This window comes from Vibrio sp. RM-41-2B (assembly GCF_024744415.1).
Classification (GTDB): Bacteria; Pseudomonadota; Gammaproteobacteria; order Enterobacterales; family Vibrionaceae; genus Vibrio; species Vibrio diabolicus.
In genome coordinates this window covers 98,292-117,511 of sequence record NZ_JAMQWD010000051.1, presented here as the reverse complement: position 1 = coordinate 117,511, position 19,220 = coordinate 98,292, and the positions used below count along the sequence as shown (strand labels likewise).

Here is a 19,220-nt window from a genome sequence, read left to right as displayed (position 1 = left end):
TATTAAGATGCTTGTTTGAAATGTTTCGCAGCGATGGTTTCCACTGCACTTTCAAAGATGCTTAGTCCTTGGTCTAATTCTGACTCGCTAATCGTAAGTGGGCAGAAGAACTTAACGACTTCGTCGTCAGGGCCAGCTGTCTCAATTACCATTCCGTTTTCGAAACAGTTTTTCGCGATTTCAGATGCCATATCACCGTTGATACACTCAATACCAACCATCATGCCGCGACCTTTTTTCTGTACAAACATTTGTGGGAAGCGACGAACGCAGCGATCAATAACAGCACTTACTTTGTCTGAACACTGCTTGATGTGTGTTTCAAAATCATCATTTGCCCAATAAATTTCTAATGCTTTCGCCGCGGTAATAAATGCATGGTTGTTACCACGGAACGTGCCGTTATGCTCACCTGGCTTCCACTGGTCTAGCTCTGGTTTGAGTAGAACGACGGCCATTGGTAAACCGTAACCACCGATCGATTTCGATAGCGTCACGATATCTGGTTGAATACCTGACGGCTCAAAGCTAAAGAAAGTACCTGTACGTCCACAGCCAGCCTGAATGTCATCGACAATCACAAGAATGTCGTTGGCTTTACAGATTTTGCTCAAACGTTGTAACCACTCGTTTGAAGCAGCATTTAAACCACCCTCGCCCTGCACAGTTTCAAGAAGTACAGCGGCTGGTTTATCCATACCTGCAGAGTTGTCGTTTAGCATGGTTTCGAACAATGCTAGACCATCAACGCCAGCGTAACCTTCAAATGGAATACGAGTGACGTTACTTAAGCTAGAACCGTTACCTTGTCTGTGATGCTGGTTACCCGTTGCAGCCAGTGCGCCAGCTGTACAACCGTGGAAACCGTTGGTAAATGCAACAACGCTGTCGCGACCTTTTACTTTTTTCGCTAACTTAAGTGCTGCCTCAACGGCGTTAGTACCGGTTGGGCCAGTAAACTGAACTTTGTAGTCCAAGTGTCTTGGTTTAAGGATGTAAGTATCCAACGCTTCAAGAAACGATGCTTTCGCTTCTGAGTGCATATCCAAACCGTGAGTAATACCGTCCATCTCAATGTACTCAAGCAGTGCTTGCTTAAGTACTGGGTTGTTATGGCCGTAATTTAGAGATCCCGCTCCAGCAAGGAAGTCTAAGTATCGTTCACCTTGTTCTGTTTCCAGCCAGCAGCCTTTCGCTTTACGAAAAACGACTGGGAAATTGTTTGAATATGAGCGTACGTTGGATTCCTGCTTTTTGAAAATATCCATGATGAGACCGTTTTTAATTCCTATTGTTTGAGGATTATTTGAGAGGAATGCGATACAAATATTCTGTATCGTGTTTGCCTTTAAAGTGGGCTTCTTCATCCAAAAATGTGCTTACTTGGCCAGAGTTGCCGTTCATCGCATCTAACTTTTTGAACAATGCCCAAGAGGCTTTATTATCTTCCGTGATGGTAGTTTCTACCGATTTAACACCGCCCAATTCCTCTCGGGTGAGAAGTTCTTTCAACATGCGGAATGCTAAACCGTGACCTCTAAAGCGAGGTGAGACTGCAACTTGCCAGACAAATAAAACGTCTTGCTCGTCTGGTTTCTGATAACCGGAAATGAAACCTGCGATTTCGCCTTTTTGCTCAACCAAAATACTGGTTTTGCTGAAATGCGTAGACTGTAGGAAATTGCAATAAGATGAGTTCATGTCCAATGGAGGACAGTCTGCAATTAAGCTGTAAATGTCGTCACCATCAGAGATTTTAGGCTCACGAAAAATCCATTTTTTACTTGAGTCTTCTCCAATCTCTGGATAAAGAACCCAAGGTGCTGATGTGATCATGTGGAAATACATATCCTTTGAGGTCTAATTAAATTTCCTTTTTATTATGGGCATTCCTCGCGACTAAAAATCAAATAATCCGCCTTTTTATCGATATTTTTGTGATATAGATCACAAAAACATGCCATTTAACCAAATCTTAAAATAGTTCGAGGTCTAATTTATTAAAAAATCACTTAAAGAATAAGTATAAAAAACGAACAGAAAAAACAGTCCTCCATGGTCTTCATTTCTCAGCAAAAATTCAAAAATAAAAAAAAGCGGCATGCTTTCGCATGCCGCTTTATTCAAATATTTAACTGCTGATGTTGGTTATTTCGATTTCTTCTTAGAAACCGCTTTTGGACGAGGTTCATCCATCAGGCCTTTTACTAGGGAAACCGTTGCAACAAGCAGAACAATCGTAAATGGTAGGCCTGTGGTCACGGCCATTGCTTGAGCTGCCGCTAGGCCACCACCAAGCATCAATGCAATCGCAACTAAGCCTTCAAACGTACACCAGAACACGCGTTGAGGCGTTGGCGCATCGACCTTACCGCCCGCAGCAATAGTATCAATAACCAGTGAACCAGAGTCTGAAGAGGTAATGAAGAATACCACCACCAAAATAATACCGACGAAAGATGTAATTTCAGCTAGAGGCATCACATCTAACATGGCAAATAGTTTTAACGGTAATTCCGCGTTGAACACGGCTTCATAACCATCGCTCACGTATTGGCTTATAGCGTTACCACCAAAAGCGGTCATCCATAACACACAAACAGAAGAAGGGATAAGGATAACGCAAATAATGAACTCACGAACTGAACGACCACGAGATACACGCGCAATGAACATACCTACAAATGGTGACCAAGAAATCCACCAAGCCCAGTAGAATGCTGTCCAACCTTGAGAATAGTTTACGTCTTCTCGTCCAAATGGCATTGATAGGGCAGGAATATTAGCCACATATGACACTATATTTTCGAAGAAGCCCGTTAAAATCGCGATCGTCGGGCCGACAACAATAACAAAAAGCAGTAAAAGCGCAGCGAGACCCATGTTGATCTCAGATAAGATTTTCACGCCTTTGTCTAGTCCCGCAACAACTGAGATTAAAGCGAGTGCGGTGATGCCAATAATCAATAGTACCTGCGTAGTATTCGTCATTGGAACATCAAACAGGAAGTTCAAACCCGTTGCGGCTTGAGACGCACCGTAACCTAGAGACGTTGCCAGACCAAAAACTGTCGCGACAACGGCAAGAATGTCGATAATGTGACCAGTCCAACCCCATACACGCTCACCAAACAGTGGGTAAAAAATGGATCGCATGGTAAGTGGTAAGCCTTTGTTAAACGAGAAAATCGCCAAACCAAGAGCCAATAGCGCATAGATTGACCACGGATGAAGCGCCCAGTGGTAAATCGTCGCCGCCATGCCTAGTGCAGATGCAGCACTTGCATCGCCTTCTGCACCACCTAGAGGGGCCCAGTCAGTACGAACACCGTTCTCAACGTTCACGCCACCAATAGCAGAACTAAAATGAGACATAGGTTCTGATACACCAAAGAACACCAGACCGATACCCATACCTGCTGCAAAGAGCATTGCCAGCCAACCCGCATAGGAATAATCTGGCGTCGCTTCTGTACCGCCGATTCGTACCCGACCTAGCGGTGTAAAAATCAACCCAACACAGACAATGACAAAAATATTACCAGATGCGAGAAAGAACCAATCCAAATGGTGTAACAAACCCGCTCTTAGATCTGCGAAAAACGGCTCTACCTGTTCTCGAAATAATAGTGTTACTACAACAAATAGGATGATTGCTAAACCAGAAATTGCAAAAACACGGTTATGAATATCAAGGCCAAACGGGCCTACTTTTAACGCGACGTTATCCTGACCAATTTGATAGTCAGTGTCTATCGCGTTTACCTTTCCATCGGGGCGTTGAATGCCACCGTTATTATCGGTGCTCACGGATAATCTCCTTAAAAATACGTGACCAAATTTAAATTACTTTCGTCGGAGTTTGAGTGATGAAACCTCCCATCACTACCAAGCACATGTTCAAAAAACATAGTTCTTATAAGCGGTTACTCAGTCCGCCATCATAATCGCAAAGCCCCCTACCTTTCATTGCATTTTATTGTCTTCATCATAAACAACGCTTATTGCCAAATCGAAGAGATTGGCATGCTTCGATTAAAATGATATTGCAACTGTGCTTGAAACAGTTCAGCAGTTGCCAGCGCATCGGTCAAAGCATGATGAGGTTGATAAGCAGGAAGGCGATACCTTTCACGAGCATGCCCCAGCCTGACAGAGCCTGGCTTCTTACCTTTTAACTTATTGAATAGGCCACTGCATTCACGGCGCTGTATCGCGTGTTCAATGTCTAGCGTATCGACAACGGGAAACTGTATCCCCTCCCCAATGCTATTTAGCAACGCGTTATTAAAAAACTGCCTTTCGATATTTTTATAATGAACAAGCACAACTTTGCCTGACAGCGCATCCAATATTTCCCCTAAAATGTGGGTTAGTTGGGGCGCGTTTTTGACTTCAGAATCAGTGATGCCATGAATCACAACTGACTCTTCGTTTAACTCACGATTAGGGTTAACAACCCAATGCGCAGAGCCACTACATTGAACACGATCAATGGTAAACGGCACAAGTCCAATCGTGAGAATTGCATCCTCTTCCGCATTCAAACCTGTCGTTTCAAAATCTACCGAGACAAATGGCACTTCCTCAACTGGGGTTTCCCCATTAACCATCGGTGTCGAGTAATAACGTTTGAGTCTCTCGTCTCTTGCTTCTTTCGCGAGCTGTTTGAATAACGTTGACCACTCTGGCGTCCGAGACGTATCCAACAACGGCTGATCTTTTGCTGCCTTTTTTGAGAACCACATTATTTGCTACTTCTCTGGTATCGGAACTTGATGAAGTTCTGTGCATTACTAAGGATTTGGAAAGCAGCTTTTAAGTTTCGGCGCTCAAACTCTGACATGTTCTCTGGCTCAATGTTGTTATCTGGTTCATCTCCATTTTCGATATCGAGTGCTTGATGACGAATTCGAACCATGTAGATCAATTCCATTGCATCCCTCAAGTCCATTCCTCGACCTTTAGGTAAAATGCCCGCATCATTGATATCGTCTAATCGGTCAAACGAGTTTTGCGAACGGGAACCAATTGCCAATGAATGTACTCGAATCAAATCTGCCAATGGCGCAGTACCTCTTCTTTTCAAGTTAATAGAATTGCGATGACGACCATCTTTCTCCATAACAAAATCTTTGAAGAAGCCCAATGGCGGTGTACGACGTATCGCGTTGTAAGCCATACATGCAAGGAAGCGGTTGTTTCTTTTCGCGCGCCTAACAATAAAGCTGCTTAATTGTTCCGCCCACTTCACTCGCCCATGAACACCTAATAAATCAAAAAAGATATTACTGTTTAACAACCTTTCAGGAGTTGGGTTATCTATCCAGTTGCCAAAGCACTCCTCCCACTCCGCTCGGGTTTTTCGCCACTCTGGATTGGTTGCCATAATGTCGCCAGTACAGTAAGCATAGCCGCATGCTGCTAAACCATCACAAACAAATTTGGCAAACTTTTCAAAGTACTCCCCGTGCATCTCAACATCATAACTGTTGTCGAGAATAAGGGCGTTGTCTTGGTCCGTTACAATTAACTGCTCATCCCTGGCCATCGATCCCATAGCGACCAAACAATACGGAATTGGCGCAGGGCCAAGCTCTTGCTCTGCTAATTCAGCCAAACGCTGTTTAAAGCTACTACCAATGACCGACATGGCTCGACCAATCATATGAGCGTTGGCATCTTCATTCACCATTCGTACAAAGCAGTCTTTCACTTGTTCAGAAACTTGCTTGAGATCTTCAACGCTGGTTTGTTGGAAGATAGAGCTAACGAGCAGCAAGCTGTTTTGAGATTCATAACGGACAATATCCGTCATGCCAATAATTCCTATCGGCTTTTTATCTTTTAAAATTGGGAGATGGTGCACGTTGTAGCGTAACATGGTTAACATGGCTTCAAAGACATAAGCGTTGTAATCCAGAGACACCACGTCATAACTCATGACCTCACTCACTGGGATATTGGTATCAATGCCCTGAGCTAATACGCGAATACATAGATCGCGATCAGTCAATATTCCAAGTAGTTGTTCATCATCTTCTTCTGTGAGTTCTTCTGCTGGGCGAACAATAAGCAAAGAGGTGACATTTTCCTCCGCCATCAGTATCGCGGCTTCTTGAATCGATGCCGTCGCCTCCAATGTTACCGGATCTCTCGCTAAGATTTTACGTGCCTTGGCAGTGGTAAAGTCATTGCTTTCTGAGCGGCTGGATATTGCGCTTCGCAAACGCGCGCTGTCTTCCAGTTCCATGTAGTCAGCAAAGTTTTCAAACTCATCACAAAGCTCGTTGAAAATATCCTCCGGAATACAGTAAACCAAGGTGTCTTCTATCGCTTTGGCAGGCATACGCACACGGTTGTTCATTAACAACCCCATCTGTCCAAACAGTCCACCAGCGTCAATCCTGTTATAGAGTTCGCCTTTACGTCGGTAGATCTCCACAGCGCCGCTTCTCACCATATATAAGTCGCGGATCGTGTCTCCAAAATTGAGTATCTCTGTGCCTTGCCGAAAGTATGCAACCTCGGCATTTAGAGCGATCTTTTTTAACTGCTCTTCGGGTAGATCATCGAAAGGTGGGTACTGGCTAATGAAGTTGAGCACTTCTAACTGTTCGGCTTCCATCTTTTATTCCATACGTTGCCTAAACTACAGCGATAAATATCACCAAGATTGAAATCAATCAATGAATAAATCTAAGAATAACAACACCTAACCTAGTTCGCAGAATAAAACTCCAACCAAAAATTAGAGCTCTAATGTTTTTAAATATAGACCTCTAATCTATTTCTCCTTATAGCTATGCAGATGGGCTGAGTTGAAATGTACTAAAAACTTCAAAATAAATTCAAACCAATGTCATGGAAAAGTTAAGCGAAGACAAAACCAACCGTAAATATCTATTTTTGTTAATAAAAACACTATTTAACCACACCACCTTCATTGTTTATTGTATGCACATAAAATCCTGTTAACCGAACTCCATTCGTTGAAAGTTGAACTAAAATTAATTAGAGTACAAATCGTTAAACAGTTATAAACACACAAAAAAGGACAGATAACATGGATCCCATACTGGAAGTTAAGGGACTGTATAAAGTGTTTGGAGAAGACCCAGAAAGAGCCTTCTCGCTTATCGAAAAAGGTATCGATAAGGACGGTATTTTTGAACAGACAGGTTTAACAGTCGGCGTAAACGATGTATCTCTCACCATTAACGAAGGTGAAATTTTCGTAATCATGGGGCTTTCTGGTTCGGGAAAATCTACTCTCGTTCGACTCCTAAACCGACTCATTGAGCCAACGAAAGGCAGTGTTTATCTCAAAGGGAAAGATATTGCCCATATCTCTGAAGACGAACTTCGAGAAGTTCGTCGCAACAATATCTCAATGGTGTTTCAAAGTTTCGCACTTATGCCTCACATGACGGTGATCGAAAACGCTGCATTCGGTTTAGAACTTGCTGGCATTGATGTTAATGAACGTCAGAAAAGTGCCCTTTCCGCCTTGGAAAGAGTTGGCTTAGACCCTTATGCAGAATCTTTCCCTGACGAGTTATCCGGTGGTATGAAACAGCGCGTGGGTTTAGCAAGGGCATTGGCTTGTGACCCAGACATTCTATTAATGGACGAGGCGTTTTCCGCTTTAGACCCATTAATCCGTTCTGAGATGCAGGATGAGCTTATTCGTCTACAAAACGATGACAAACGCACAATTGTCTTCATCTCTCATGATTTGGATGAAGCAATGCGTATTGGTGATCGTATCGCCATCATGCAAAACGGTGAGGTTGTTCAGGTTGGCACACCTGATGAAATATTGCACAGTCCAGCAAATGATTATGTCGAAGCGTTTTTCCGCGGCGTAAACATCGCAAGTGTCTTGACAGCAAAAGATATCGCTCGCAAGAAGCCAGCCGCCGTCTTTAAGAAATCGGAAAATGATGGCCCAGGCTCCGCGATGCAGATTCTGATGGATCATGACCGTGATTACGGCATTGTCGTCGATAAATCTAGCCGATATTCCGGCATCGTGTCTCTTGACTCACTACGTTTGGCTCACAAAGAAAACCGCTCTCTAGCCAGTGCTCAATTGACGGATGAAGTCACTCTTCAGCCAGAGCAGTCAATCAATGACATTTTGGGGCTAGTAGCAGGCGTTCCTTATGCCGTACCTGTCGTTGATGAGCAAGGTACTTACTTTGGTGTCGTGACTAAATCACGTCTTCTACAAACACTAGATAAGGATTAACACGATGTCTTCAGAGCAAACTAACAATGATCCCTGGTCGAATACCGCTCCTGCACAAGATGATCCTTGGTCACAAGGTGCAGGTGCTGACGCTGCCCCAAGTAATGACTGGTTAAGCTCAGAAACTGTAGAGCAAGCGCCATTCGACATTATGAACCCATTCCAAGATGCGGTTCTACCACTTGATAGCTGGGTAGAATCGGGATTGAACTGGTTGGTGGAACATGGTCGCCCAGTTTTCCAAGCAATTCGAGTTCCAATCGACTTTATTCTTACCTCGTTTGAAACTGCTTTGGTGTCCACACCTGCGCCCATCATGGTGCTCATTTTATTTTTGCTGGCGTGGCAGTTTTCCAATGTAAAACTCGGTTTTTCAACACTTGTATCCCTTGTTTTCATCGGCCTAATTGGTGCGTGGTCACAAGCGATGACAACGCTAGCACTGGTGTTAACCGCCGTTTTCTTCTGTTTGCTTATAGGGCTACCAATGGGGATATGGTTGGCAAGGAGCCAAACCGCTGCCAAATTTGTTAGGCCAATATTAGATGCAATGCAAACGACTCCCGCGTTCGTTTACCTTGTGCCAATCGTTATGCTATTCGGTATTGGTAACGTTCCTGGCGTTGTAGTAACCATCATTTTCGCACTGCCTCCCGTTGTGCGCCTGACTATTTTAGGGATTCAGCAAGTACCTGAAGAGCTGATCGAAGCGGGCCACTCTTTCGGGGCAAACAAAAAACAGATGCTTTACCGCATCCAATTGCCATTGGCGTTACCAACGATTATGGCAGGGGTAAACCAAACCTTGATGCTTTCACTTTCTATGGTCGTGATCGCTTCAATGATTGCGGTTGGCGGCTTGGGCCAAATGGTACTTCGTGGTATCGGCCGACTTGATATGGGTCTTGCTGCCGTCGGTGGCTTAGGCATCGTAATTCTTGCCATTTTATTAGACCGTATTACCCAAGTATTAGGGATTAATGCGGGTAACACCAAGCTTCGCTGGTATCACACAGGTCCTGTTTCATACCTATTAAAACTGAAAACAAAGACGAACCAAGACGATCTAAAACTTAGGAGAAACATCAATGAATAATTCATGGAAGAAAGCGCTCTCTGTTGGAGCTCTAAGTACTATCGCATTTTCAACTTATGGTGTGGCAAGCGAACTACCGGGTGAAGGTGTGACTGTTCAGCCAGTTCAATCAACCGTTGCAGAGGAAACGTTTCAAACATTGATCGTAAACCGTGCACTTGAAGAGCTTGGTTACGATGTAAAACCAACTAAAGAAGTGGATTACAACGTAGGCTATACCTCTATTGCTAAAGGCGACGCCACTTTCTTAGCAGTAGGTTGGTTCCCTCTTCACGCCGATAAGTACACGATGTCTGGCGGTGATGATAAGTTTTTCCGCAAAGGTCAATATGTAAGTGGTGCTGCGCAAGGTTACTTGATCGATAAAAAAACCGCTGAAAAATATGGCATCACAAATATTGGTCAATTAAAAGATCCAAAACTGGCGAAGCTTTTCGATGCCAACGGTGACGGTAAAGCGGACTTAACAGGTTGTAACCCAGGTTGGGGTTGTGAAATGGTCGTTGAGCATCAGTTGGATGCGTTCAAGCTTCGTGACACAGTAACGCACAACCAAGGTAACTACGCTGCGATTATCGCTGACACGATTTCTCGTTACAAAAAAGGCGATCCGATTCTTTACTACACTTGGACACCTTACTGGGTAAGTGGCGTCTTAGTTCCGGGTAAAGATGTTGTTTGGTTAGAAGTGCCATTCTCTTCACTTCCTGGTGAGCGTAAGGACATCGACACAACACTAGAGAACGGTAAGAACTACGGCTTTGAGATGAACTCTATGCGCATCGTTGCGAACAAAGAGTTTACTGAAAAGAACCCAGCAGCAGCGAAGCTGTTTGAAATCATCAAGCTAAACATCAATGATGTTAGTGCGCAGAATATGATGATGAGCCAAGGTAAGAACAGCTCAGCAGACATCGAGTCTCATGTAAATGGCTGGATCAAAGCGAACCAGAAAAAGTTCGACGCATGGGTAGACGAAGCTAAAAAAGCAGCCATGTAATCGGCACAACCATTAAAATACGTGACACCTAACTTTAGAGCCAACCGATCACATCGGTTGGCTCTAATTTTATTCACCGTAGTAAAAAGGGTTACAACAATATTGAGCCCTGCTCCTAAGTATTTTCTTAAAGTTTCTACTTAATTTCATTCCTTAAGAGTTTCTTAAGTTTCGCGTTTTATTTTGTTGATAACCAATCAAACAAAGGAAGCGCTCATGAAACACCATGCACAAATTTCTGCAGATGGCTTTACTTTAGACATCGTCTATCCAATGCATCCGCTTTGGAGCCAAGTTATCGAGCATGTTTCTCAGCGTTATCAAGAAGCATTCTTTGCCGAGCTCAAACAGTTTATGCCGGCGTATTTAACCCTCATTGACGGCGGTCAAATTATTTCCGTATGTGGCTTTCGCATCGCCGAAGATGAACCTTTGTTCCTTGAACAGTATTTAGAAGACGACGCCCAAAAGCTGGTTTCTAACGTATTTAACTGCGACGTAAAACGTTCGAACTTAGTGGAGTTTGGTCACTTGGCATCTTTCGCTAAGGGCATGTCATCTCTGCACTTCTACCTGATCGCAGAAATGCTGGTCAATCTCGGTTTTGAATGGTGCATCTTCACCGCGACAGACCCACTTCACGCAATGATGGCGCGTCTAGGATTGGAGCCTCATATCATCGCGCAGGCCGATCAAAATAAAGTCCCCTACGCCAAGTCCACTTGGGGTTCGTACTACGAACATCAACCGCGTGTGTTAGCAGGCAATTTGCAAAAAGGACTAGAGCGTCTTCGATTAGTCCAAGAAAGAAACCGCAAACACAACCAGAACAACTTGGTTAAACACCACGCCAGAATATAGGTGACGTATGAATATTCTCCTCGATGCCATTACAAAATGGGCAAAAACGACACCAGACCGAGTAGCACTTGTCGGCTACGAAGCGAATCAAACCGTTGAACTGACTTACTCTGAATTGTTAAACAAGATCGAACTCGTTGCCGCCGAGCTTATTGCACAGAACATCAAAGCACTCGCGCTACGCGCAGAAAACAGCATCGATTGGGCCATTGTTGATTTGGCGGCGATGGCGGCAGACATAGTCGTCGTACCTATTCCGACTTTTTTCTCTGATGCACAAGTTGAACATACGTTAGAGCAATCAGGCGTAGATGCTTTAGTTGGCGATTGGCAAGCATGGTTGGCTTCTCATCCTAAGCAAAGCTTTAACCAGCAAGACCATCCGTTTTCCATTACCAATTTGCCTTTGCTGCGTCGTAACCAGTTGGGAGATGAAGGTACACAGGTAGCTTATCTACCAGAAACCGGAAAAATCACCTTTACCTCTGGCTCGACTGGTCAGCCTAAAGGCGTGTGTTTAAGCAATGATCATTTGTGTTTGGTGGCGAAATCGCTCGCCGACGCAGTAAACAGCGCGGCGCACTCGCACTTAGTGCTGCTTCCGTTATCGACGCTTCTCGAGAACATAACCGGCGTTTATGTTCCACTCATGTTGGGCGTGACGTCATATATTTTACCCGGAGAGCAAACCGGCTTACTCGGTTCAAGCCAATTCGAACCGGGTTTGTTTGCGCAAGCATTAGCGACCATCAAACCAGAAAGCTTAGTGCTAACACCAGCATTATTGCTTGCGCTCATTCACATCGCGAAACAGCAGCCCTCTCTTGTGGATTCTCTAAAATTTGTCGCCGTTGGCGGCGCAAGAGTGTCGTCGCAACTGATTAACACCGCGCATGCGCTGAACATCCCTGCGTTTGAAGGTTATGGCTTGTCTGAATGTGGCTCCGTCGTTTGTTTGAATACACCAGCTACATTTAAAGCAGGAACGTGTGGCAAACCACTTCCGCACACTCAGATTCGTATCGCGGAAGATGGTGAACTGCTCGTCAAAGGCAACGTTGCTCTTGGTTATTTGAATGAGCCGTTTACTCAAGAATGGTTGGCAACTGGCGACTTAGCCCAAATTGACGCGCAAGGTTTTGTCACTCTCTCAGGACGCAAGAAGAACCTTATCGTCACCGCATATGGCAGAAATGTCTCACCGGAATGGATTGAATCAGAAGCGTTGGCGTTTTTGCCGATGACGCCACTGATCGTTACAGGCGATAGCCAACAAACATTATGTGCTGTCATTGCCAATAGCGAAGACGTCGAAGCAAAGGTTCATGTATTAAACCGAACCCTACCCGATTACGCTCAAATCCGAACCTTATTGCTGCTGGACAACCCACGAGCCATCTCTGGTTGGTACACGGATAACGGCAAGCTCAAACGAAATCAAATCGAACATGATGTGGCTCAGTTATTAGCGAGCACAACGCCTGAATTAACGCTGCAAGCGCAAAAGATCCAACGCATCGATTTGCCCTTCCAGCAACACATTACGTCTTTCCAAACTGCATCTTAGTTAACGGCTTCTTAAGGAGAAGGTTATGACTTTATTTTTCGAACAACTCAAACAAAGCACTACCGCTGCTCAACAAGCAATGTTAACTGCGCCAGTCATCGCAGACGTTCAACAAGGCAACATTTCCAAAGATATGTATATCGCCTTTCTAACCCAAGCTTACCATCACGTTAAGCACACTGTTCCCTTGCTGATGGCGTGTGGAGGTCGACTATCTGGCGAATACGAATGGGTACGAGATGCCATTGCCGAGTACATCGAGGAAGAGAAAGGCCATCAAGAATGGATTTTAAATGACATCAAAGCGTGCGGCGGCGATGCCGAAGCAGTGCGCAATAACAGAGATGTAGGTCAAGTAGGTGCACCGATTGAACTGATGGTTTCCTACCTTTACCACAACATTGACCGCCACAACCCACTCGCGCTGTTTGGCATGGTGTGGGTATTAGAAGGCACCAGCGTCGGCATTGGTGGCCAAATGGCTGAAAAAATTCAGTCAACCCTCAACCTACCCTCTTCAGCAATGACTTACCTAGTTTCACATAGCGTGTTAGACCAAGATCATCTGCAATTTTTTGAATCATTGATGAACAAGATCACCAAAGCGGCAGATCAACAAATCATCATCGACTCAGCAAACATGGTGTTTGATCTTTACGGACAAATGCTGCGCTCTTTGCCTTCTTTCTCAACCCAACAAGCGGCGTGAGGTGAAGCATGATCATTAACAACAGCACCATTCTCCTGACAGGCGCAACGGGCGGAATTGGGCAAGCCATCGCGCAAGAGTTAGCCAAACGCGGTGCCAGCCTCATTCTTGTTGGGCGAAACGAAGAGAGCTTGCAAACACTACAGCGTGAACTGTCGAATCCAGAACGTCATGACGTAGTCGTTGCAGACATCGCCTCATCAGAAGGATTAACTGCGATAAAAGATCGAGCGCGTCAACATCAAAAAGTGGACGCACTGATTAACAATGCGGGCAGCAACGATTTCTCGTTGTTAAGTCACAAACGACCAACGCAGATTGCAGACGAAATCCAACTCAATCTCGTTGCGCCGATGCTGCTGTGCCAATCGGCGTTGACGTGGTTAAAGCAGCCTGGAGTGATTCTCAATATTGGTTCCACATTCGGCTCAATTGGCTACCCTGGCTATACCTCCTATTGCGCGGCAAAAGCGGGTTTGCACCGTTTTACCGAATCGCTCGACAGAGAGCTGTTCGCAACCGGAATTCGTGCGCTGTATTTGGCACCAAGAGCGACAGAAACCTCACTCAATAGCGATGCCGTCAATGAAATGAATCGACAACTGGGTAACAAAACGGACTCGCCGCAAGTTGTTGCCAATCACGTTGTCACCATGTTGGAAAAAGAAATTTCCGCGAAATGGATTGGTTGGCCAGAAAAGCTTTTTGCACGCATCAATCAACTGCTTCCAAGCGTGGTTTCTTCTGCGATTCGTAAGCAACAAGAAACCATTCACCAATACGTAAACCGAGTCAGTCACTGAAGAGGACATAGACGATGAAGACCAAACAACTACTTTGCGCTTTGACGGTTTGTTCAACGTTAGCTTCGACCGCTGCGTTGGCAGGCAATGCTCCGCTGCAACAGGTTCAAAAGAAATGGGCGGAATGTCAGTACGGCACGCCCGATGGTGACGAAAAGGAACAATGCTTCCATCGCGCAATTGCCAAAACCAGTATTTATCTCGACAGAGAACCGGGCAATCCCGAACTCACTGTTTGGCTGGCAATCAATAAAGCATCGCTGGCTGGTGCTCAAGGTGGCTTGGGTGCACTATCACTCGCCAAAGAAGCCAAATCTTTACTTGAAGGGGTAATCGCAACGTCACCGCAAGCGCTTGATGGATCTGCATACACCAGTTTAGGTTCTCTGTATTACAAAGTTCCGGGCTGGCCAATTGGCTTTGGTGATGACGATAAAGCCGAAGAAATGTTGAAAAAAGCGTTAGAGATCAATCCAAAAGGCATCGATCCGAACTATTTTTATGGAGACTTCCTTGCAGAAGAAGGTCGAGACAAGGAAGCGAAAGTGTATTTGACTCGCGCAATGCAGGCGTCACCTCGCCCTGACCGACCTTTGGCTGATAAAGGTCGAAAACTGGAAATTGAAGCGACTCTTGGGAGTTTGAAATAATCCATGCGCTTATTACTCGTAGAAGATGACAAACTACTCGGTCAATCCATGGTGACTTCATTAAGTCGCCATGGGTACACCGTGGATTGGGTGGAAAAAGGCTCTGGCGTGACTAGCGCACTCAAAACAGAAGCGTTCACCGCCGTAATATTGGATCTCACTCTCCCCGATATCGATGGATTGGAAGTTCTGCGTAATATTCGCAAAGGCGGATTTAAGCTCCCAGTGATGATACTTACCGCACGAGACGACATTCGCGATCGCGTTCAAGGCCTTGATGGCGGCGCAGATGATTACCTCGGAAAACCGTTTGCACTCGAAGAGTTGCTCGCTCGCTTGCGTGTGTTGATTCGCCGTCAATCCGGTAGTGCAGAAGAAATCATTCAAGTTGGGCAGTTATCTTTATCCTTATCGGAACAAAGCATTCGCTACGATGACGCGCCGCTTAAACTCACACGCAATGAATTTAAAATCCTCACCAGCTTGATGACGAACGCCGGACGCGTGCAAAGTAAGGAGCAATTGCAACAATCACTACACGGCTGGGATGAAGGTTCAAGCGACAACGCTATCGAAGTTCATATTCACAATTTGCGTAAAAAAGCGCCCAAAGTGGTCATTAAAAATATTCGCGGTGTGGGGTACATTCTTGAAAGATAAGAAGTCGTACTCGATCAAACGTCAGTTAACTCTATCAGTAGGCGTGTTGGTAAGTGTTCTCTTACTCATCTCACTTTATTTCAGTTTCCAATCTGCGAAGCACGAGGTCGAAGAAGTTTATGACGCTAGGCTTGGACAATCCGCAAAATTAATGTTGCTGACGCTCTCAATTTCAACGGAAGAGAGGACTCTCGCTAACCATCGAGAATTATTTAATGAGTGGATGGAAAACATTGAGTCAATGTCAAAGTCTGACGACGACAATGTCACAAAGTTCGGCCACCCTTATGAACAAAACTTGGTTTTTCAATTCTATCGAGACAACACACTAATCTGGAGCTCTGATCAAAGCTTGCACGCACTCTCTACGTCCTTTGATAATAACGGCTACGCTGATATCGTAAAAGACGCTACACAATGGCGTACATTTCAGATTTCACTACCACAAACAAAACATGATAATGAATACGTCGTGGTTGCAGAAAAATACAAGATACGTAAAGAGATCATCCACGAAATTGCCCTATCCACATCAATAGAACAATTGCTGATACTACCAACTTTGTTGCTTTTGCTGTTTTGGTTGATCGATAAACATTTCCGACCGATTAACGACCTGCGCACCGCCATCACACAAAGAAACGTACACCGATTAGATCGCATTCATGTAAAAGACAACACCGTTGAACTCGCACCACTTGTCGATTCGCTCAACTCTCTCCTCTCGGAACTAGAGTTAGCCTGGCAAAGAGAGAAACGCTTTACACGTGCTGCAGCGCATGAACTAAAAACCCCACTAACAATCCTTCGTCTTAACGTAGAAAATGCACTTGAAAGTAATGATCCGGAGCAACTGAGAGGAGATTTACACAACATTCTGCAAGGCATTAAACGCACTGACCGCCTTATCCATCAGCTACTGACTTTAGCTAAAGTAGATAGCTTATCAGAACGTGTATTCGACACCGTTGAGCTAACCCCTTTGTTGCAAACCGTTGTTGCTGATTTGGCACCGTTAGCATTGAAGCATAAGCAAGACATCAGTTTATCATCTTCCAACATCGCTATATCCGGTGATCAAATGTTGTTAGAGGTGTTATTTCGTAACCTCGTCGATAATGCGATTCGTTACTCCGGCGAGCACAGTGACATACAAGTCAGCGTCACTGAGAACAATAATACAATCAAAGTCTTAATTTCCGATACTGGTCCAGAAATCCCGAAAGAAACTCGTGAAAGAATCTTCGAACAGTTTTATCGGGGTCATTCCGAACATGGCGACGGTGCGGGTTTAGGGATGTCAATTTGCAAAGACATTACAGCACTACACCGTGCAACACTGGAGCTCATTCCCAGAGAAAATAGTAGGAATACGTTTGTCGTCACTTTCCCAAAGTGCTAACAAAAGCGATACAGGCCATAACCTGTTTAATTTATGTTCCAGCCGAACATGAGCTTCATTCCACACTTACATAGACATACCAACACTTACACTACTCGACCATAAACCCACATTATAATTCACGTTTATTTCACGCTTGCTTTGTTAAAAACAACACAACATAACAATTAAACTATTCGAATAAATATGAAAAACTTATCTAAGGGCTCTGTGTGGGGGCCTTTGCAGCCAATTGCTGCTTTTTCTTTGTTTTCACTTACATTTTTGTCCATATCACGCATTTTACTCGCCTTTTGGCAGTTTGATCGTATTGAATCCTTCAACGACTTCCTTTACATCCTAGGCCAAGGCGTGCGTGTTGATATCGCAACGTTATGCTGGTTGTTCATCCTCCCTGCTCTACTTTCTTCTTTCATGCCACTAAAAGGCAAGGTCGGAGAATGCTGGAAATGGGTATTGCGCCTGTGGATGGTCGCAGGGCTATGGATTCTTGTGTACATGGAGCTGGCAACGGCGCCCTTCATTCAAGAATATGACCTGCGTCCGAACCGCCTGTTTGTTGAATACCTCATCTACCCGAAAGAAGTGATGAGCATGCTTTGGACTGGCTACAAACTAGAACTGTTTATTGGTGCAATCGGCACCGCTTTGACGCTAGTTTTAGGCTGGAAATGGAGCAAAAAACTGACCGATAGCGCGCAACAAATCAATTGGAAATGGCGCCCTCTTTTGGCGGTTTTCGTTGTGCTTCTTTGTGTTGCAGGCGCTCGTTCGTCTTTGGGACACCGCCCGCTCAACCCTGCTATGGTGGCGTTTTCGAACGATCCACTGCTTAACGACTTAGCATTAAACTCGTCTTACTCATTGCTATTTGCTGTCAACAATATGAAGTCAGAAAAGAGCGCTGAGCAGTTCTACGGCAAGATGGACAATCAAAAAATGCTGGAGCTAGTTCGCGCTTCGTCAAAAAAGTCCGACTTTGATCCAACATTGCTTCCAACCATGAACAGTAACCCTGCGACTTACCATGGTAAACGTAAGAACTTAGTGATCTTGCTACAAGAGAGCTTAGGAGCGCAATTTGTGGGTTCTTTGGGTGGTCTGCCTCTTACGCCAAACCTGGATGAACTCATGGCTGAAGGTTGGCAGTTCACGCAAATGTACGCAACGGGTACTCGTTCTGTTCGTGGTATCGAAGCCGTAACCACGGGTTTTCCACCATCCCCTTCTCGCGCAGTGGTGAAACTAAGCAAAAGCCAAACAGGCTTCTTTACCATCGCAGACTTACTAAAAGCACAAGGCTATCACACGCAATTTATTTATGGCGGTGAAGCAAACTTCGATAATATGAAAACCTTCTTCTTCGGTAATGGTTTTGATCAAATCGTCGAAGAAGATGATTACAATAACCCAAGCTTTGTTGGCTCTTGGGGGGTCAGTGATGAAGACTTATACAACAAAGCAGACGAAGAGTTTGAACGCCTTTCAAAAAGCGACAAACCTTTTTTCAGCTTAGTTTTTACGTCAAGCAATCACAGTCCTTATGAGTATCCGAAAGGTAAAATTGAGCCATACGATTCTGAACACATGACGCGTAACAACGCGGTGAAATATTCAGATTACGCTTTGGGTACGTTCTTTGAAAAGGCGAAAAACTCATCCTACTGGGATGATACTATTTTCATTGTCATTGCAGACCACGATGCCCGCGTGTCTGGCGCTAACTTGGTTCCAGTTAAGCACTTCCACATTCCTGCATTGATCATTGGTAAAGACATTCAACCACGTAAAGATGACCGTATCGCAAACAACATAGATATGCCGCCTACGCTGTTGTCTCTTATTGGCGTAGACGCCAAAACGCCGATGATTGGTCGTGACTTAACGAAACCACTGGCTCGCGAAGATGAACGCGCAATGATGCAATACGACAAAAACTTTGGTTATTTAACGCGTGACAACCTAGTTGTGCTTTCTCCTGGTGAAAAAGTGTCGACCATGGAATACGACTTTGAAAGCCAAACCATGAAACCGCTAGAAGTCGATGAATCCGTTATTGAACGCGCAAAAGCAAACGCATTGTTTGCATCTAAGGCGTATCAAAACAACTGGTACGCTTCGAAACGTACCAACTAATATCTGCTGATTCAGTTAAAAAGGAGCCAAATGGCTCCTTTTCTTTATTCTTACACTCTCCTTCGAACCTTCTACTGACAAA

16 protein-coding genes are annotated in these 19,220 nt (G+C 44.7%); 11 read left to right on the top strand and 5 right to left on the bottom strand.

Annotated elements, in window-relative coordinates; all coding sequences use genetic code 11:
• Nucleotides 1–2: 2 nt before the first annotated feature.
• The 5 genes from ectB to NB463_RS20930 form a co-directional block, all read right to left on the bottom strand.
• On the bottom strand, nt 3–1,268 hold the full coding sequence (ectB, locus tag NB463_RS20950) for a diaminobutyrate--2-oxoglutarate transaminase (protein WP_258431952.1): 1,266 nt from the start codon (nt 1,266–1,268) through the stop codon (nt 3–5).
• 34 nt (nt 1,269–1,302) lie between these two features.
• A complete protein-coding gene (gene ectA / locus NB463_RS20945) occupies nt 1,303–1,836 on the bottom strand; it encodes a diaminobutyrate acetyltransferase (protein WP_005393379.1) in 534 nt (177 codons plus the stop codon).
• Nucleotides 1,837–2,148: 312 nt separating this feature from the next.
• On the bottom strand, nt 2,149–3,810 hold the full coding sequence (locus NB463_RS20940; protein ID WP_005393381.1) for a BCCT family transporter: 1,662 nt from the start codon (nt 3,808–3,810) through the stop codon (nt 2,149–2,151).
• A gap of 191 nt (nt 3,811–4,001) precedes the next feature.
• The gene (locus NB463_RS20935) at nt 4,002–4,748 is read right to left on the bottom strand and encodes a 3'-5' exonuclease (protein ID WP_109168394.1); all 747 of its coding nucleotides are present in this window, start codon (nt 4,746–4,748) and stop codon (nt 4,002–4,004) included.
• The gene (locus NB463_RS20930; RefSeq protein WP_006741594.1) at nt 4,748–6,628 is read right to left on the bottom strand and encodes a DUF294 nucleotidyltransferase-like domain-containing protein; all 1,881 of its coding nucleotides are present in this window, start codon (nt 6,626–6,628) and stop codon (nt 4,748–4,750) included. Before NB463_RS20930 ends, NB463_RS20935 begins: the two co-directional genes overlap by 1 nt.
• Nucleotides 6,629–7,066: 438 nt before the next feature.
• On the opposite strand from NB463_RS20930, the gene proV reads away from it, so the two are divergent.
• The 11 genes from proV (at nt 7,067) to NB463_RS20875 (ending at nt 19,138) form a co-directional block, all read left to right on the top strand.
• Nucleotides 7,067–8,254 carry a glycine betaine/L-proline ABC transporter ATP-binding protein ProV gene (gene proV / locus NB463_RS20925; RefSeq protein ID WP_005393388.1) on the top strand — a complete coding sequence of 396 codons (1,188 nt, stop codon included), beginning with the start codon at nt 7,067–7,069 and terminating at the stop codon, nt 8,252–8,254.
• A 4-nt stretch (nt 8,255–8,258) separates the two neighbouring features.
• On the top strand, nt 8,259–9,350 hold the full coding sequence (proW, locus tag NB463_RS20920; RefSeq protein ID WP_134646714.1) for a glycine betaine/L-proline ABC transporter permease ProW: 1,092 nt from the start codon (nt 8,259–8,261) through the stop codon (nt 9,348–9,350).
• Nucleotides 9,343–10,350 (top strand): glycine betaine/L-proline ABC transporter substrate-binding protein ProX, encoded by a 1,008-nt coding sequence (gene proX / locus NB463_RS20915; RefSeq protein WP_005393392.1) that lies wholly within the window; start codon nt 9,343–9,345, stop codon nt 10,348–10,350. Before proW ends, proX begins: the two co-directional genes overlap by 8 nt.
• Before the next feature lie 216 nt (nt 10,351–10,566).
• Complete coding sequence (locus tag NB463_RS20910; RefSeq protein ID WP_258432574.1) at nt 10,567–11,211, top strand: thermostable hemolysin; 645 nt, start codon at nt 10,567–10,569, stop codon at nt 11,209–11,211.
• A gap of 7 nt (nt 11,212–11,218) precedes the next feature.
• Nucleotides 11,219–12,778: an AMP-binding protein gene (locus NB463_RS20905; protein WP_258432573.1), complete on the top strand. Its 1,560-nt coding sequence runs from the start codon at nt 11,219–11,221 to the stop codon at nt 12,776–12,778.
• Between the two features lie 25 nt (nt 12,779–12,803).
• Nucleotides 12,804–13,487 (top strand): TenA family transcriptional regulator, encoded by a 684-nt coding sequence (locus NB463_RS20900; protein ID WP_258432572.1) that lies wholly within the window; start codon nt 12,804–12,806, stop codon nt 13,485–13,487.
• A gap of 8 nt (nt 13,488–13,495) precedes the next feature.
• Nucleotides 13,496–14,290: an SDR family oxidoreductase gene (locus NB463_RS20895; RefSeq protein WP_258432571.1), complete on the top strand. Its 795-nt coding sequence runs from the start codon at nt 13,496–13,498 to the stop codon at nt 14,288–14,290.
• A 14-nt stretch (nt 14,291–14,304) separates the two neighbouring features.
• Nucleotides 14,305–14,940 carry a tetratricopeptide repeat protein gene (locus NB463_RS20890; protein ID WP_065769759.1) on the top strand — a complete coding sequence of 212 codons (636 nt, stop codon included), beginning with the start codon at nt 14,305–14,307 and terminating at the stop codon, nt 14,938–14,940.
• A 3-nt stretch (nt 14,941–14,943) separates the two neighbouring features.
• Nucleotides 14,944–15,600 (top strand): response regulator, encoded by a 657-nt coding sequence (locus tag NB463_RS20885; protein WP_005393404.1) that lies wholly within the window; start codon nt 14,944–14,946, stop codon nt 15,598–15,600.
• Entirely contained in the window at nt 15,590–17,002 is a 1,413-nt protein-coding gene (locus tag NB463_RS20880) for a sensor histidine kinase (RefSeq protein WP_257890142.1), read from the top strand. The genes NB463_RS20885 and NB463_RS20880 overlap by 11 nt, the downstream gene beginning before the upstream one ends.
• Nucleotides 17,003–17,188: 186 nt before the next feature.
• Nucleotides 17,189–19,138, top strand: a complete 1,950-nt coding sequence (locus tag NB463_RS20875) for an LTA synthase family protein (RefSeq protein ID WP_258432570.1) — start codon at nt 17,189–17,191, stop codon at nt 19,136–19,138.
• The last annotated feature ends 82 nt before the right edge of the window (nt 19,139–19,220 follow it).

Bases quoted from the DNA above. Each gene is read 5' to 3' on its own strand.
- NB463_RS20895 (WP_258432571.1), top strand. From the start codon at position 13,496: ATGATCATTAACAACAGCACCATTCTCCTGACAGGCGCAACGGGCGGA.
- proX (WP_005393392.1), top strand. From the start codon at position 9,343: ATGAATAATTCATGGAAGAAAGCGCTCTCTGTTGGAGCTCTAAGTACT.
- NB463_RS20905 (WP_258432573.1), top strand. From the start codon at position 11,219: ATGAATATTCTCCTCGATGCCATTACAAAATGGGCAAAAACGACACCA.
- NB463_RS20930 (WP_006741594.1), bottom strand. From the start codon at position 6,628: ATGGAAGCCGAACAGTTAGAAGTGCTCAACTTCATTAGCCAGTACCCA.
- ectA (WP_005393379.1), bottom strand. From the start codon at position 1,836: ATGATCACATCAGCACCTTGGGTTCTTTATCCAGAGATTGGAGAAGAC.
- NB463_RS20875 (WP_258432570.1), top strand. From the start codon at position 17,189: ATGAAAAACTTATCTAAGGGCTCTGTGTGGGGGCCTTTGCAGCCAATT.
- proW (WP_134646714.1), top strand. From the start codon at position 8,259: ATGTCTTCAGAGCAAACTAACAATGATCCCTGGTCGAATACCGCTCCT.
- NB463_RS20890 (WP_065769759.1), top strand. From the start codon at position 14,305: ATGAAGACCAAACAACTACTTTGCGCTTTGACGGTTTGTTCAACGTTA.
- NB463_RS20935 (WP_109168394.1), bottom strand. From the start codon at position 4,748: ATGTGGTTCTCAAAAAAGGCAGCAAAAGATCAGCCGTTGTTGGATACG.
- NB463_RS20900 (WP_258432572.1), top strand. From the start codon at position 12,804: ATGACTTTATTTTTCGAACAACTCAAACAAAGCACTACCGCTGCTCAA.
- NB463_RS20885 (WP_005393404.1), top strand. From the start codon at position 14,944: ATGCGCTTATTACTCGTAGAAGATGACAAACTACTCGGTCAATCCATG.
- NB463_RS20910 (WP_258432574.1), top strand. From the start codon at position 10,567: ATGAAACACCATGCACAAATTTCTGCAGATGGCTTTACTTTAGACATC.
- proV (WP_005393388.1), top strand. From the start codon at position 7,067: ATGGATCCCATACTGGAAGTTAAGGGACTGTATAAAGTGTTTGGAGAA.
- ectB (WP_258431952.1), bottom strand. From the start codon at position 1,268: ATGGATATTTTCAAAAAGCAGGAATCCAACGTACGCTCATATTCAAAC.